Raw genomic sequence first — 14,133 nt, 5'->3', positions numbered from 1 at the left:
CCCCTCATTTTCTGGACCATCCTTTTTCCTGGAACCGCTTGACCGCCTCGATACGGCTTCCTGCTGACATCTTATCGAGGATGATGGAAATATAGTTGCGGACTGTGCCCGGCGTGAGATGCAGAGCGGCCGCAATCTGTTTTGTCGTCCTGCCGTCTGAGATCAGTTCCAGCACCTCGGCCTCCCGTTCGGTCAGCGGGCTTTCCGTCTCCGGATCATCCCCGTACGCAAGGTCCACCAGTTCAGGTGCGTAAATACGGCGTCCGGCCATGATGGAGCGTATGGACCCGGCCAGCTCCTCGAACGGACTGTCTTTCAGGAGATAGCCGCGGACACCCGCCTTCCTGGCGCGTTCAAAATAGCCCGCCCGTGCGAATGTCGTCAGGATGATGATCTTGCACGGTTCCGTCTGGAGCCGTTCGGCCGCTTCCAGACCGGTTTTTACAGGCATCTCGATATCCATGATGCAAATATCCGGCTGCAGATGCTGTACGAGCTGCACCGCCTCTTCGCCATTCCTCGCCTGGCCGATCACTTCCATGTCTTCCTCCAGGTTGAGCAGCGAAGCGAAAGCTCCGAGCAGCATTCCCTGATCCTCTGCCAGTACAATTCGGATCATGCGTCCTTCACTCCTTTACGATATGTTTCAGAACAGAGGGCACAGAAAATGTCAACGTGGTACCGCCTTCAGGAGCCGGTGCGATATGAAGAGTTCCGTTGACAAAATCCAGACGTTCCCTCATGCCGTTCAATCCATTGCCCGGAAGCGAATCCCGGCCTTCCGTCAGTCCGATACCGTCATCCGTCACGGTGATGGCATACCTGTCGCCCGCAGGCTGGAATGTGATGGTGCAATGGTCGGCAAAGCTGTGTTTCACAATATTGGTGACAGTCTCTTTCATACACATGCTCAGCACATTTTCTGCAATCGGTGTGATCGACTCATAGACCGGATCTCCATGGACGGTCAGCTCGATTTCCGCAGCACCCAGCATCTGCCGGACACGGGCAAGTTCCTCGTTCAGACGCACGGCACGCATCGTCGAAACAAGTTCCCGCACCTCGTTCAGTGCGATGCTTGCTGTCTGCCGGATCTCCTGCAGCTCTTTTGCTGCGCGTACGGGATCCCGTTCAATCATTTTTCCCGCCAGATCGCTTTTCAGCCCGATCAGTGACAGTTTCTGACCAAGCGTATCATGCAGATCACGCGCAATCCGCTGCCGCTCGGCGACCAATGTCAGTTCAGAGATCCGTTCCTGTGCGTATTCAAGCTGTCCTTCCAGTTTCTCCTGCTTGTTGCGGTTATAGAGGTTGAACGGCAGCAGCACAACGCCGATCAGCGTCAGTATGAGAAAGTGGACCTGCGGCAGGAACAGCTCGATTTCGATGAAGAAACCGGCAACGATGGCGCCGATCATCACTGCGATATGGATACCATATATGATGAAAAAACCGACAGGCCGCCGGATGTTCCCGATGAAAAATGCGGTGAACAGCGAAAGGTAGACATACCCGTACAGCAGGGTGAGCCCTACATTGATAGCCATTTCAAGGCCGATCCACATATAGACGAGCCCGCTCTTCGACCGGAACGAAAATCGGTAACAGAGGAAGAACAGCAAGACCATCACGATGCCGAATCCGATATTTCCGGGGTCGGATGTCCGGAAGATGAAGAAAAACGGCAGAACGCAGAACACCACCCAAATATACCCGCTCAGCCATGGATTCCTGGGAAACAGGTTATACCAATTCTCCATCAGCACTCCTCCCTCCATGTTTGTTTTCAGTGTACCGGTTCAAACAGAAAAAAGCCATCTCACGCAAGAGACGGCTTCAGTCCTGTTATTTCGTTTCCAGTCTCGTTTTCTCCGCTTTCAGCTTGAGGGCCGGCGTCTTGGCATTCATGAGCCTGCGGACATCCCGGAATGTGACGAATGTTTTGTGTTCCGGGTCGTATAGCTTGTAGCGCAGCGACTCGAGACTTTTTTTCATATCAATCGTCGTGGCTTTCTGGAGAGGCGGTGTCAACTCGTGCGCCATTTCCAGATTGTAGTTCGGCACGCGCGGCGCCAGGTGATGGACATGGTGGAATCCGATGTTGCCGGTCGCCCACTGCAGAACCTTCGGCAGTTTGTAATACGAACTGCCTTCGACCGCCGCCTTGACATAATCCCATTCGGACTCTTCTTCGAAATAGGAATCCTCGAATGTATGCTGGATATAGAACAGCCAGATCCCGAGTGCGCCTGCAGTGAACATGGCGATTCCCTGAACGAACAGGAATGCCTGCCAGCCGGTCAGGAGGATCAGGGCTGTGTACAGCACGACAAGTGAACCGTTGATAAGATACGTGTTCATCCGTTCTTTCTTACGGGCATCTTTCCGGTTGAACCGGCTTGAGATCAGTACAAGATACAAGGGTCCAAATCCGAACATGATGAGGGGATTGCGGTAGAAACGGTAGCCGAGCCGTGTCCAGAACGAGGCTTCCTCGTATTCCCGGACTGTCATGACCCAGATATCACCGACGCCTCTTTTATCGAGGTTCGAGCTTGTCGCATGATGGATTGCATGTTCGCGCTTCCATTTTTCATAGGCGAACAGCGTGAGGATCCCTGTTATGGTTCCGACAATATCATTCGCTTTCTTATTCTTGAAAAACGAACCGTGCGTGCAGTCGTGGAAGATGATGAAGGTCCGGACAACAAAGAAAGATGCTGCAACACTGAATCCAGCCGACAGCCACATCGACACGGAGAATGCCTGCCAGGCCGCAGCCCATAGGATCACCAGCGGCAAAATCGTGTTCACGAGCTGCAGAATGCTTTTTTTCATATCGGATTTTGCGAACGGGGCTACACTTTTGTGCAGCTGTTTTGTCTTTTCTTTACTCATGACAGCCTCCCGGTAAGACGATCGAAAGCTCCGACCGTTCTGTGATACCTTTATTATAAAGAGAGGAAGGCAAACACAATAGACATGACTGTCATGAGTTTCGTATGTTAAGTGTCACACTTTGCGAAAAATTTCACAACACCGGTCATTTCAGCATGCCGCCATCCACTTCCAGAACTGTCCCGTTGATGAATGAGGCTTCATCGGAGGCCAGGAACAAGTAGGCGTTGGCGACATCGTCGGTTGTCCCCAGACGGGGTGCAGGCGTCAGCTGCCTCAGTTGAGCGACAACCTTTTCAGGGATCGTGTGGATCATCTCTGTCTCGATGAACCCCGGAGCGACCGCATTCACCGTGATGCCCTTCGGACCGAACTCCTTGGCCCATGTCCGGGTCATCCCGACAACCGCAGCTTTAGATGCTGCATAGTTCGCCTGGCCGATGTTGCCGCCCGTTCCTGCGATGGACGATGCACTGATGACCCGGCCGTATCCGGCTTCCGCCATACCTGGCAGAAACGCTTTTGTACAATTGAAGACGCCGGTCACATTGACATCGAGCACTTTTCGGAAGGCTTCAGCGTCCATTTTCAGCGTCATGGCGTCCATCGTGATGCCGGCATTGTTAATGAGGATATCGACACTGCCGAATTGTTGGACGATTGCTGCTGCCGCCTGTTCCACCTGCTGTTCATCCGACACATCCGCCTTGAAAAATGCAATATCATTCCCTTCCGCATGCAGCTGCCTTGCCAATGCATCCCCTGCCGTTTCGTCAAAGTCGATGATCGCCACTTGTGCCCCCTGCTCGCAGAACAAGCGGGCTGTCACAGCTCCGATTCCTTTTGCTCCGCCAGTGATCACAGCTGTCTTCCCGGTAATCCGCAATTCCATCGCCCTCTTCCTTTGTCTATCTGAGTATTCGAATCATACCATAACAGGACAAAAAAGGCATTCCGTTTTTTGGAATGCCTCTTGCGTTCAGGTATTCTGCTGCTCGGCCATTTGCAGGTTTTCCTGCTGGATATCGTAATGCGATGCATGCCAGGCGGCTTTCCCGCCTTTGATCAGGATTGCCTGGGGGGATTCATGTCTGACACCCAGGTCATCTGCGATTTGTTTTGAAATATCCTTCCCTGTCTGGACGACGACCATATATTTCGGGAGATCTGTGACATATCCCCTGAATGCTTCATAGCCCGCTGCACTGATAGGACACGTGCTGCTGTGTTTCAGTACAAACACCGGATGCTCATCGGATTGACGCAGGGCATCCTGCCATTCTTCTATCGTCTTCAGTTCGTTCATGTATATTTTCCCCTTTCCGGTACTCCTGCTGTATACAGTCTTCATTCTCTTTTCCCCCTGTGCATCTTTGATAAACAGTCCCCCGCTGTATCTTCTTTCATCTGCCGGACTCCATGGATATCGCTTGCATTTTGTCCGGCCGTTCGCAAGAATTAATAGGTAGTGAAATGATGTACAGAAAGGTTTGAATGCAATGCGTGTATTGACAGGCAGGTTGCTTACAGCCCTTGTCTCTTGCCTTATCCTGGCCGCTGTATTCGGCTATGTTGCCTACTCGATCGGAAGCGGAGGGATCGTACGGTTCGACAACGCGGTCATCAGTGCCGTGCAGGGCATGGAATCACCGGCGCTGACTGCTTTCATGAAATTCTTCACAGGCATCGGTTCAACGAAAACCGTGCTGGTGATCTGCGTGATTACGCTTGGCTTCCTCGTCTATTATCGTCAAAAAGCCCAGACGCTCCTGTTTGTCGTCGTGATCGGAGGGACGGCTGCGCTGAATACAGTACTGAAACTGTTCTTCCAGCGGGCGCGTCCGGACACGAACCGGCTGATTGAAATCAGCGGGTACTCGTTCCCGAGCGGACATACGATGATGGCCGCAAGTCTGTATGCAATACTTGCATATATACTATGGTGCAATCTCCGGCACACTGGACGGACCATCTGCGTGGCTGCTGCCGCCTTCATGATCGCCATGATCTGCATCAGCCGGATTTACCTTGGCGTCCACTATCCGAGTGACGTCGCAGGCGGTCTGTGCGCGAGTGCATTCTGGGTGATTGTCGCAACAAGCGTGTATTCGGGATACATCGATCGCAAATCACCGGCGGCAGGGCTCCCACGATGAGTGTGCGGCTTCAACTGACAGAGGAGGTGCCGTATGAACCCCTTCACTGAAAAAGCGGTCCGTACGATCCAGTCCATCCCAGAAGGCCATGTCATGACGTACGGACAAGTCGCCGCGGCTGCAGGCAACCGGCGGGGGGCCCGGCAGGTAGTCCGCATCCTGCACTCCATGAGCGTTTCCCACCGGCTGCCCTGGCACCGGATCATCAACGCGAAAGGCGGTATTTCCGCACCGGCGGACGCAGAAGAAAAAGGTATCCGCCAAAAACGGCTGCTGCTTTCGGAAGGGGTCGTTTTCCGGGAAGACGGCACCGTCGATCTGGAGAGATACCGGTGGTTCCCGCCGGACGCCAGCATGGAGTAGCTAGTTCTGATAGTACAAAAGGAGGTCCCTATGTGGTCTGATTTCAAGAAGTTTGCATTCAAAGGAAACATTTTTGATTTGGCGATCGGGGTGGTCATCGGCTCGGCATTCGGCAAGATCGTTTCCTCGTTAGTGGAAAACATCATTACGCCGCTGCTGGGCCTTCTGCTGCAGGGGATCGACTTCTCTGAGATGGCTTACCGGTTCCCCGGCACAAAAGCGATCATTACATATGGCGTCTTTCTGCAGTCCATCATCGATTTTCTTATCATCGCCTTCTCCATCTTCATCGTGATGCGTTTCCTTGCGAAGTTCAAGATCGAAGAGGCGGATGAACCGGACAATGCGGATTCCGTCGATGCGAAGGAAGAACTGCTGAAGGAAATCCGGGATCTGCTGAAAGCCCAGCAGTCCGCCGCTATGGAATGTGCAGCAGACGGACAGTCGGATCAGGGGAGGACACTTCCGCCGGATGCGGAAAGGGAAGGTCCTGAACCCAGCAGTCCTGGCCCTGACCGGGATTGATGGAATGGGCCCGTCATGGTACAGTTGAGTCAATGACCTGGTAAAGGAGGGGCTTTTTCATGTGGTTCGTGTATATTATGTTTGCACTATTCGCTTTTGTCCTCGTTGGAAGTGTGGCCGGCGTCGCACTGTCTTTCAAAAATCATAAATGAACAGAACAGGCTGCCCGACCGGGAGATCCATCCCCGTCAGGCAGCCTGTTTTAATGTTCCATTTCCATCCGCTGTCTCCGGTGCAGCCGACGGGCCGGTGCTGTTTCGAAAATCCGTTTCTCCCCTTCGCTTTCAGGGATGACACCGGGCACCGGTGTCGGACGGTTATCCGGTCCCATCGCAACCATTGTCAGGAAGGATTCGGTGGTCATCTTCCGCTCGTTCGTCAGCGGATTGGCGGAGTGCACCATCACGTACACCTCCATCGATGTCCGGCCTGTCGAGCTGACATTCGCTTCGAGCTCGAGCACATCCCCCACCACTGCTGACGACAGGAAGTCGACAGAATCGATCGATGCGGTGACGACAGGTGTCCTTGCATGTTTCATCGCTGTAATTGCAGCAATTTCATCGATGTAGGCAAGCACCTTTCCCCCGAATATCGTGTCCAGGTGGTTCGCATCCGGCGGAAGTACCAATTTTGTCTGTATCGTTCTGGATTCGCTCATTTTACGTGGTTCCATCATGTCAAGTCCCTTTCTGCGTGAAGTTTTTCTGCATGGTTTCAACTCTATGCCCGCTTACGTATACCGCCGGACAGCGCACAGTCTTTCTGCATACGCCGTATTCTTCAGCTCATCAAGTACGACGGCCCCCCGCTTCGATGAGGTGGCATGGATCATCTGCCCGTCTCCATAGTAGAAGCCGACATGGGTAATACGGTCGGATTCCTCCCCTGTGAAGAACAGCAGATCACCGCGCTGCCAGGCAGCCTGTGTATCGGCAGGGACTGCCTCGCCTTCGGCTGCCTGATCGCCCGCGTCCCTCGAGAGATACAGCCCGCATGACTTGAACATATTGTATGTCAATCCGGAACAGTCATACCCGTACGAGGACATGCCTCCCCAGAAGTAGGGCAGGTCGAGGAACTCGACAGCCCGCTCCGCTGCTTCAGCAGCCGTTTGTTTCTGAAAATGATGGATTGACGTTGCGGCAGTTATATCCTGTTCCCGCAGCAGCCGCTCACCATGGGGTGTTGCAACGGCCGCCCAGCCGTCCCGCATCCCGAGCAGCGGCAAGATTGAATTGAACGGGATGACCAGTGCATCCGGCTGACCGTCCGTGCGCCATACTTGGCACTTCGGGACGTCGGTTCTGACAACGCCTTCCGGATCATCGAGCGGTTCCGACTCTTTCAGCTGGGCGGCAGGCACCCATCCCGGATACCCCCGCTCGTCTTTCACGGAACGCTGCCAGACCGCAATCACTTTCGCCCATCCGTCTTCGATTGAATCGACGATTACCGGCTCCCCATACAGCAGCTGGCTCTGGACCCGGCTCTCTTTGCAGAGCGCAAACCGGTCGTCCTGGGTCATCGCAGAAATCCAGTCATTCATGCTCTGCGGCGCAGCGGTTCCCGCCTCATCCATCGGGTGACGCACCGACTCCGGTGATGTCCAGATTGTCGCTACAGGTACGGCACACACCCACATTGATTCTGCTTGTTCCATTATCAATCAGCTCCTTCTCCGTTTCACTCGACGCCTGGCAGGATCGTCAGCGTTTTTCCGTCGGCATCCAGGCGGGCTGTTGCACCGAGCGGCACAGCGAAATGCGGTTCACAGTGACCGATTTTGAATCCGCTGACGACCGGTTTCCCGAGTGATGCTGTATAAAACTCCAATACGGTCTCCAATGACTGGGACGGTTTCTTCTTCGGTTCAGCATCCGCGAAATCCCCGATGACAATTCCTGCAGCGTCTGCGAATTTCCCCGCGAGACGCAGCTGGTTCATGAGGTTATCGACACGGTACGGCTCTTCCCCGACATCCTCGATGAGCAGGATCTTGCCCTTCGTGTCGATTTCGAACTTTGTCCCGATGCCGCTTGCCAGCAGGGATAGGTTCCCGCCGGTCAGCTCGCCGGAGACGACGCCTCCTGACATTGAACGGAGCGGACTGATATCTTCCGAATAATGGAGTTCCATCGGCTCGAACAGCTGCCGGAACAGTTTCGCGGACAGTTCGCTGAACGTATCTTTGCCGACACAGGATGCGAGCATAGGACCATGGAACGTCACAAGACCGGAATACTTGGCGATCGCCGTATGGAGAAACGTGATATCACTGAAACCCCAGAAGATTTTCGGATTTTCAGAGATCAGCTGGTAATCCAGCCTGTCGGCGTAGCGGGCGGAACCGTATCCGCCGCCGGCACAGATGATGCCGTCGATTTCAGGATCTGCAAACATTGATTCAATATCTGCCAGCCGGTCATCATCTTCCCCGGCCAAGTACCCGTTGACATCCTTGACGTGTTCCCCAAGTTTCCACTTCAGTCCCAGCTGCTCCAGGAATGCATACGAGCGCTCCAGGCTTTCCTGATTGGGCGGGCTGGACGGAGAGACGATGCCGATCGTATCTCCGCGCTGCAGCCGTTTCGGTGTGAGTTTCAAACTGTTTCCTCCTTAGATTGATTGCGTTTCTATCAAGTCTATCATATAACGCGAACAAAAAAAGCAGCCCGGGGCCGTCTTACAGAAGACTTGTCCGGACTCCTCCAGTTGTCGCAGTAAAAGTTATGAGAGGGCGGAAGTTGTGGAGGCGGCGATAGTTGCGATGGTGGCAGCCAGGATCGCCTGCCTGATGAGCACTTGGAGTTTTCTTGGAACCCCGGCAGCTTGGCCCTGCTCCATGTACTGCTGCAGCAGATACCCTGTGCCGAATGAGAAGGCCAATGTCTTGTGCCATTTGAACAAGTCCTCTTTCGCCAGGCAGTTCGCCAGACTGATAAGTTCCTCGATCTGAGCTTCATTGCAATCCAGTATGACCATGAAACCGATCAGCGGATAATGCATCGGTTTCAGATTGACACGCTTATGTACATGCTTCAGCAGCTGCTTGGCACGGTCAATCCGTTTTTCTTCGAACGTACAGCGGTCGATTGTCAGCACTTGCGAGAGCCATTGCAGTTCCGTCCCTGACCTGAAACCGGTTCCGTTCAACTCATCATAATACTTGCGCATCAATGAAGCCTGTTCTGCCGGATCATTGTTCAGCTTGCCCAGCAGCATGGCGTAAGAGTAATCTTCATCCGACGTCAGCAGGAAATGCTGTTTCTTCATCTCATTGTACAGCCGTTTCGCCTGTACGGCTTCGGTTTGGTAGGTTGCGGGGACGGGGGTCATCAGCATGGCTGCCAGGAAGGAATGGACCGTGTTCTTGAATCCAGCTTTCCTCAGCACCTGCTGCCGTTCAAACAAGCCGCTGACAGCCTGCTCTGCCGGCATTCCGGCGGTATCCAGGAACGACGCGAGCATCGGCAGGAAATTCCCCCGCACCGGGGACAGCCAGCCGGCTCTCTTTTTCAGCTCATCCATCGTACAAAGAAAACTTTCCGCATCAAAATCCTGCTGCGCCAGCACGTAATAGGCCGATGTCGTCAGCACCACTTTTGCATCGACCGTCCAGCCTGCAAGTGACGTCACTTTTTCATGGGTCCACACCAGCTCGGCGTTCACTGTTTTCCAGTCCATCCCGTCCCCTCCTTTCCTAAGTTGTACGTATGCAACAGGGAAAAGTTTCATGCGTTCCTCTTTACAAGGCGATACCGTCAAGGATCTTTCAGGAGCGGATCGGTGTCCGTCCCGCTTCGGCCAATTGCCGGATGGTGTCCGGGTTCCCTTTGTGGAATGCGCTCACCACCGCACTGCCGACGATGACGCCATCGGCAAGTTGTTGGAATTTAACGATCTGCCCGGGAGATGAAATGCCGAAACCGGCGAGCACGGGAACGCGGGCAATTTCCCGTAATGACTTCAGATGGCCTGACAGGCTGCCGTCAAATCCGCTGCGCACCCCGGTGACACCGTTGACGGTCACAGCATAGATGAACCCTTCCGCATCACGAGCGATCTTTTCGATCCGCTCCTTCGAACTTGTCAGGGAAATGAGCGGAATCAGCGCAATATCAGTCCCTTTCAGAACACCCGCTGCCATTTCTCTTTCCTCATGCGGCAGATCCGGGATGATCAGCCCTTTCACCCCAGCCCGGCCGCAGGCATCCGCAAACTCGGAGAGACCATATGCGAGCACTGGATTCAAGTAGGTCATCAGGACAATCGGCACGTCATGCGCCTGCATCGTCAGTTCCTCCAAGACACGGCGAAGCGTCACTCCGGCAGACAGCGCCCGTTCGCCCGCTTCCTGGATGACTTCCCCGTCTGCGGCCGGGTCGGAGAACGGGATGCCGAGCTCCACTGCATCCGCACCGATCCCTTCCAGATACCCGATCCTCTCATGCAGGATACCGAGACCGCCGTCGCCCGCCATCATATAGGGAACGAATAAGGGGCGTCCTGCTGATTTCTTCTCTTGCAGTGCAGCTGTCAATGTATGCTGTGTCATCGGTTCCCACCTCCCAGTGCTTCCCGTACGGTCTGCATATCCTTGTCACCGCGGCCTGACAGGCAGACGACCACTATCTGTTCCGGGTTCATCTTTCCCGCAAGCCCGCATGCGAAATGAATGGCATGCGCACTTTCGAGCGCCGGGATGATCCCTTCCGTGCGTGACAGCAGCTGCAGTCCTTCCAGTGCTTCTGCATCTGTTGCTGACGTGTAGGTCACTCTGCCGATATCATGCAGGTGGCAGTGTTCCGGTCCTGCTGCCGGGTAGTCCAGCCCGGCCGAAATGGAATGGGCTTCCTGGATAAGTCCGTCATCGTCTTGCAGTACATACATATACGCTCCGTGCAGCACGCCTTCTTTCGCTTCCGCCATCGCGGATGCATGTTTGCCTGTGGACAGACCGCCGCCTGCCGCCTCGACGCCGTACAGTGCGACTTCCCTGTCCTCCACAAACGGATGGAACATGCCAATCGCATTGCTGCCGCCTCCAATGCAGGCGACAACCGCATCCGGAAGCCGGTGCTCTTTTTCAAGGATCTGCCGTTTCGTCTCCCGGCCGATCACCTGCTGGAAATCCCTCACGATTTTCGGGAACGGATGAGGACCGAGTGCGGAACCGAGAATGTAATGGGTGTCTTCCACATTCGCCACCCAGTAGCGCATCGCTTCATTGACTGCATCTTTCAGTGTTCCGGATCCCTTGCTGACCGATTCCACCTTGGCACCGAGAAGCTCCATCCGGAACACATTCGGCTCCTGACGGCGGATATCCTCTTCCCCCATGAACACGACACAATCCATTCCGAGCAGCGCACATGCGGTCGCTGTCGCGACACCGTGCTGCCCGGCGCCGGTTTCCGCAACGACTTTCCGCTTGCCCATGCGCTTTGCGAGCAGTGCCTGGCCGAGTGCGTTGTTGATCTTATGGGCGCCTGTATGGTTCAGGTCTTCCCGTTTAAGATAGATCCTGGCTCCTCCTGCAGCTTCTGTCAGACGTGAAGCGAAATAGAGGGGGGTCTCCCGTCCGACATAATTTTTCAGGTATCCGTCCAGCTCTTTATGGAAATCCTGATCTGCGATCGCCGTTTCGTGCGCTTCTTCGAGTTCCGCCAATGCACCCATCAATGTTTCAGGGACGTATTGTCCGCCAAACCGTCCATATCTACCTTTACCCTCTGCTGTCTGTATCATGCTCATCTCTCCTCACTTTGTCTGCTTCACCCGGCGGATGAAGGCCCGGATCAGCTGCTCGTCTTTTCTCTTGTTGTATTCAACACCGCTTGACACGTCGACCATGGCAGGCTTCAATCGCCTGATCGCTTCGCCGACGTTCCCGGCGTCCAGGCCGCCTGCGAGGATATAGGGACGCTCCGCGAAGACCGACCCTTCCAGCAGCTCCCAGTCGAACTTCCGGCCGCTGCCGCCTTCATATTCAAGTCCCGGGGCATCGAACAGCGGCATGGCCCGGCTCCCGGCTGCCTTGCTCAGGTCCGAGCCGGTCCGGACGGAGATCGCTTTCACTGCCGGCAGTCCGACGATTGCCATATCCTCTTCCGTTTCGCTGCCGTGGTACTGGATCATATCGAGCCCGGCGATTTCAGCCGTCCTCCGGATCTCTTCCGCCGGGGCATCGACGAACACCCCGACTTTCAGGACCGCCGACGGAATCTCCTGTGCCAGCTCGGCCGCCTTTTCCGGCGTGATCCGCCTGCTCGACGGGGCGAATACGAACCCGATGGCATCTGCGCCGGCCTGCACAGCTGCCCGGACATGGGCCGCTTCCATCAGTCCGCAGATTTTCACTTTCGTCATCACAGGTCCTCCTTCCGCTGCACTTGGAGCGTACGCAGCATCTGTACGGGATCAGGGCTTTTCATAAGCGCTTCACCAACGAGGATGCCCGATGCACCTGCTGCCGCAGCCCGTTCGGCCTCAGCCGGGCCGAAAATCCCGCTTTCGCTGATAAGTACTTGCTGTCCGTCGAACGGGAATGCCCCGGTTATTTTTTCAGTCTGGATGAGATCGACTTCGAAGGTCCGCAGGTCGCGGTTGTTGACGCCGATCAGCCGGGCTCCCGTGCCAAGTGCACGCGTCAGCTCCTGTTCACTGTGCACTTCCATCAGCACCTCCAGTCCAAGAGATTCCGCATATTCGAACAAAGCCGTCAGTTCCGCATCCGGCAAGGCTGCTGCAATCAGAAGGATCACCGAAGCCCCTGCCGCTTTCGCCCTGTCGATCTGGACTGGATGGATGATGAAATCCTTGCACAGGACGGGGATTCCGACAGCCTCTGCTGCAGCGGTCAGGTCGTCATAGGAACCGCTGAAGAACTTCGAATCGGTCAGGACGGAGATGCATGCGGCACCGGCCTCTTCGTACAGCCTTGCCTGATGCACCGGGTCCACCGCCGCCTGGATCTCTCCTTTCGACGGGGAGGCCCGTTTGATCTCCGCAATGACCTGCAGGTGCTCCGTCTTCCGCAGCGTCTGCAGCAGGGACGGCCGCGGTTTGTCAGTGCGATGGATGACCGGACCCTTTTGCTTCAGCAGCTCCGCAACTTCCTTTTCTTTCTCTTGCAGGATCGTATCGAGGATTGTCATCACCCCACCGCCTTTCTTCCGACTTGCCGGCAATAGGCGATCACGTCTGACAGCTGCTGAGCGGCCTTCCCGCTGGAGATGCACTCTCTCGCAGCTTCGACACCTTCCCTCACCGTCGGAACCGCTCCTTGCGCGAACAGACCGATGCCTGCATTCAGCAGCACGATATCCAGCTTCGGACCTTGCTTCCCTTCGAGGACGGAGCGGATGATACCGGCGTTCTCTGCGGCATCACCGCCCTTCACTTCCTCAAGACCGGCGCGTGCCAGGCCGGCATCCTCCGGTGTCAGGCTGAAGGGGATCAGGTCTCCGCGGTCTGCCAGAACGAGCGTATTGCGGCCCGCCAGCGATGCTTCATCGAGTCCGCCCGCACCACAGACGACCACTGCCCGCTCCCGTCCCGCCATACTCAGCACTGCTGCATAATCCATGACGAACTCCTTCCGGGAGATGCCCGTGTATTGGGATGACAACGTCGTCGGGTTCGCGAGCGGTCCGACCAGGTTGAAGACTGTCGGACTGCCGATCTGCCGCCGGATTTCTCCGATCCGTTTCAATTTCGGATGATAGGCTTGCGCAAACAGGAACGCCATCCCTGTTTCCTCCATCATCCCTTCGGTTTCAGCGATACTCAGATCATTCGGAATGCCGAGAGCTTCCAGTACATCGAAACTTCCCGCCCTGCTGGACACTTTCCGGTTGCCGTGTTTTGCAACCCGGACGCCTGCCGCTGCCAGAACGAACGCTGAGGCCGTACTGATATTGAAACTCCCGGAACCGTCGCCGCCAGTGCCGCAGTTATCGAAGCAGGGGGTTCCCGGCAGATCCGGCCGGATGGCATGACGATTCATGACTGACGCAAGTGCGGCAACTTCGGAGGCGGTCTCCCCTTTCTGTGCCAGTGCTTTCAGGAACTCGATGATTTCGGCTGTTTCCGTCTCTTCCCGGAACAGCTCCTCTGCTGCCTGCTCCATCTCGCTGAACGTCAAATTCCGGTTCGCCCGGATTGTTTCTGTAGAGTTTTTCATCAC

The 14,133-nt window shown here is 55.4% G+C and carries 16 protein-coding genes and 1 pseudogene; 3 read left to right on the top strand and 14 right to left on the bottom strand.

Annotated elements, in window-relative coordinates:
* Window positions 1-4: 4 nt before the first annotated feature.
* The 5 genes from QWT68_RS13000 to ytxJ all read right to left on the bottom strand — a co-directional run bounded on the left by QWT68_RS13000 (window position 5) and on the right by ytxJ (window position 4,204).
* Window positions 5-619, bottom strand: a complete 615-nt coding sequence (locus QWT68_RS13000; RefSeq protein WP_040285432.1) for a response regulator transcription factor — start codon at window positions 617-619, stop codon at window positions 5-7.
* Window positions 620-626: 7 nt separating this feature from the next.
* Window positions 627-1,760 (bottom strand): sensor histidine kinase, encoded by a 1,134-nt coding sequence (locus QWT68_RS12995; protein ID WP_040285431.1) that lies wholly within the window; start codon window positions 1,758-1,760, stop codon window positions 627-629.
* A gap of 85 nt (window positions 1,761-1,845) precedes the next feature.
* On the bottom strand, window positions 1,846-2,898 hold the full coding sequence (desA, locus tag QWT68_RS12990) for a Delta(5) desaturase DesA (protein ID WP_290148613.1): 1,053 nt from the start codon (window positions 2,896-2,898) through the stop codon (window positions 1,846-1,848).
* 145 nt (window positions 2,899-3,043) lie between these two features.
* The gene (locus QWT68_RS12985; protein ID WP_338066423.1) at window positions 3,044-3,790 is read right to left on the bottom strand and encodes an SDR family NAD(P)-dependent oxidoreductase; all 747 of its coding nucleotides are present in this window, start codon (window positions 3,788-3,790) and stop codon (window positions 3,044-3,046) included.
* Between the two features lie 87 nt (window positions 3,791-3,877).
* Entirely contained in the window at window positions 3,878-4,204 is a 327-nt protein-coding gene (ytxJ, locus tag QWT68_RS12980) for a bacillithiol system redox-active protein YtxJ (RefSeq protein ID WP_040285657.1), read from the bottom strand.
* A gap of 193 nt (window positions 4,205-4,397) precedes the next feature.
* Between ytxJ and QWT68_RS12975 the strand changes: the two genes are divergently transcribed.
* The 3 genes and pseudogenes from QWT68_RS12975 to mscL all read left to right on the top strand — a co-directional run.
* A complete protein-coding gene (locus tag QWT68_RS12975; protein WP_290148612.1) occupies window positions 4,398-5,054 on the top strand; it encodes a phosphatase PAP2 family protein in 657 nt (218 codons plus the stop codon).
* 33 nt (window positions 5,055-5,087) lie between these two features.
* Complete coding sequence (locus QWT68_RS12970) at window positions 5,088-5,417, top strand: MGMT family protein (RefSeq protein WP_290148611.1); 330 nt, start codon at window positions 5,088-5,090, stop codon at window positions 5,415-5,417.
* Between the two features lie 30 nt (window positions 5,418-5,447).
* Window positions 5,448-5,825: pseudogene (gene mscL / locus QWT68_RS12965) on the top strand (large conductance mechanosensitive channel protein MscL); the annotation flags it as partial.
* A gap of 319 nt (window positions 5,826-6,144) precedes the next feature.
* Here the strand turns inward: mscL and QWT68_RS12960 are convergent.
* From QWT68_RS12960 to trpD, 9 genes are all read right to left on the bottom strand, one after another.
* Window positions 6,145-6,618 carry an acyl-CoA thioesterase gene (locus tag QWT68_RS12960; RefSeq protein WP_040285655.1) on the bottom strand — a complete coding sequence of 158 codons (474 nt, stop codon included), beginning with the start codon at window positions 6,616-6,618 and terminating at the stop codon, window positions 6,145-6,147.
* Window positions 6,619-6,675: 57 nt separating this feature from the next.
* Window positions 6,676-7,605 carry a C40 family peptidase gene (locus tag QWT68_RS12955; protein WP_290148610.1) on the bottom strand — a complete coding sequence of 310 codons (930 nt, stop codon included), beginning with the start codon at window positions 7,603-7,605 and terminating at the stop codon, window positions 6,676-6,678.
* A gap of 23 nt (window positions 7,606-7,628) precedes the next feature.
* Entirely contained in the window at window positions 7,629-8,549 is a 921-nt protein-coding gene (locus QWT68_RS12950; RefSeq protein ID WP_290148609.1) for a S66 peptidase family protein, read from the bottom strand.
* 123 nt (window positions 8,550-8,672) lie between these two features.
* Entirely contained in the window at window positions 8,673-9,629 is a 957-nt protein-coding gene (locus QWT68_RS12945; protein WP_040285425.1) for a DUF4003 family protein, read from the bottom strand.
* A gap of 88 nt (window positions 9,630-9,717) precedes the next feature.
* Complete coding sequence (gene trpA / locus QWT68_RS12940) at window positions 9,718-10,500, bottom strand: tryptophan synthase subunit alpha (RefSeq protein ID WP_290148608.1); 783 nt, start codon at window positions 10,498-10,500, stop codon at window positions 9,718-9,720.
* Entirely contained in the window at window positions 10,497-11,693 is a 1,197-nt protein-coding gene (trpB, locus tag QWT68_RS12935) for a tryptophan synthase subunit beta (protein WP_082023237.1), read from the bottom strand. Before trpB ends, trpA begins: the two co-directional genes overlap by 4 nt.
* A 12-nt stretch (window positions 11,694-11,705) precedes the next feature.
* Window positions 11,706-12,314, bottom strand: coding sequence for a phosphoribosylanthranilate isomerase (locus tag QWT68_RS12930; RefSeq protein ID WP_040285422.1), 609 nt, complete (start codon window positions 12,312-12,314; stop codon window positions 11,706-11,708).
* The gene (gene trpC / locus QWT68_RS12925) at window positions 12,314-13,102 is read right to left on the bottom strand and encodes an indole-3-glycerol phosphate synthase TrpC (RefSeq protein WP_040285421.1); all 789 of its coding nucleotides are present in this window, start codon (window positions 13,100-13,102) and stop codon (window positions 12,314-12,316) included. The genes QWT68_RS12930 and trpC overlap by 1 nt, the downstream gene beginning before the upstream one ends.
* Window positions 13,102-14,130 (bottom strand): anthranilate phosphoribosyltransferase, encoded by a 1,029-nt coding sequence (gene trpD / locus QWT68_RS12920; protein WP_290148607.1) that lies wholly within the window; start codon window positions 14,128-14,130, stop codon window positions 13,102-13,104. Before trpD ends, trpC begins: the two co-directional genes overlap by 1 nt.
* Window positions 14,131-14,133 lie beyond the last annotated feature (3 nt).

The sequence above is a fragment of the Sporosarcina trichiuri genome, from assembly GCF_030406775.1.
GTDB classification, from domain to species: Bacteria; Bacillota; Bacilli; order Bacillales_A; family Planococcaceae; genus Sporosarcina; species Sporosarcina trichiuri.
This window is presented reverse-complemented; position numbering and strand designations above follow the sequence as displayed.

Excerpts from the sequence above, each read along its gene's own strand:
- trpD (WP_290148607.1), bottom strand. The coding sequence starts at position 14,130 with ATGAAAAACTCTACAGAAACAATCCGGGCGAACCGGAATTTGACGTTC.
- QWT68_RS12975 (WP_290148612.1), top strand. The coding sequence starts at position 4,398 with ATGCGTGTATTGACAGGCAGGTTGCTTACAGCCCTTGTCTCTTGCCTT.
- QWT68_RS12995 (WP_040285431.1), bottom strand. The coding sequence starts at position 1,760 with ATGGAGAATTGGTATAACCTGTTTCCCAGGAATCCATGGCTGAGCGGG.
- ytxJ (WP_040285657.1), bottom strand. The coding sequence starts at position 4,204 with ATGAACGAACTGAAGACGATAGAAGAATGGCAGGATGCCCTGCGTCAA.
- QWT68_RS12945 (WP_040285425.1), bottom strand. The coding sequence starts at position 9,629 with ATGGACTGGAAAACAGTGAACGCCGAGCTGGTGTGGACCCATGAAAAA.
- trpB (WP_082023237.1), bottom strand. The coding sequence starts at position 11,693 with ATGATACAGACAGCAGAGGGTAAAGGTAGATATGGACGGTTTGGCGGA.
- QWT68_RS12955 (WP_290148610.1), bottom strand. The coding sequence starts at position 7,605 with ATGGAACAAGCAGAATCAATGTGGGTGTGTGCCGTACCTGTAGCGACA.
- desA (WP_290148613.1), bottom strand. The coding sequence starts at position 2,898 with ATGAGTAAAGAAAAGACAAAACAGCTGCACAAAAGTGTAGCCCCGTTC.
- QWT68_RS12930 (WP_040285422.1), bottom strand. The coding sequence starts at position 12,314 with ATGACGAAAGTGAAAATCTGCGGACTGATGGAAGCGGCCCATGTCCGG.
- trpA (WP_290148608.1), bottom strand. The coding sequence starts at position 10,500 with ATGACACAGCATACATTGACAGCTGCACTGCAAGAGAAGAAATCAGCA.
- QWT68_RS12985 (WP_338066423.1), bottom strand. The coding sequence starts at position 3,790 with ATGGAATTGCGGATTACCGGGAAGACAGCTGTGATCACTGGCGGAGCA.
- trpC (WP_040285421.1), bottom strand. The coding sequence starts at position 13,102 with ATGACAATCCTCGATACGATCCTGCAAGAGAAAGAAAAGGAAGTTGCG.
- QWT68_RS12960 (WP_040285655.1), bottom strand. The coding sequence starts at position 6,618 with ATGGAACCACGTAAAATGAGCGAATCCAGAACGATACAGACAAAATTG.
- QWT68_RS13000 (WP_040285432.1), bottom strand. The coding sequence starts at position 619 with ATGATCCGAATTGTACTGGCAGAGGATCAGGGAATGCTGCTCGGAGCT.
- QWT68_RS12970 (WP_290148611.1), top strand. The coding sequence starts at position 5,088 with ATGAACCCCTTCACTGAAAAAGCGGTCCGTACGATCCAGTCCATCCCA.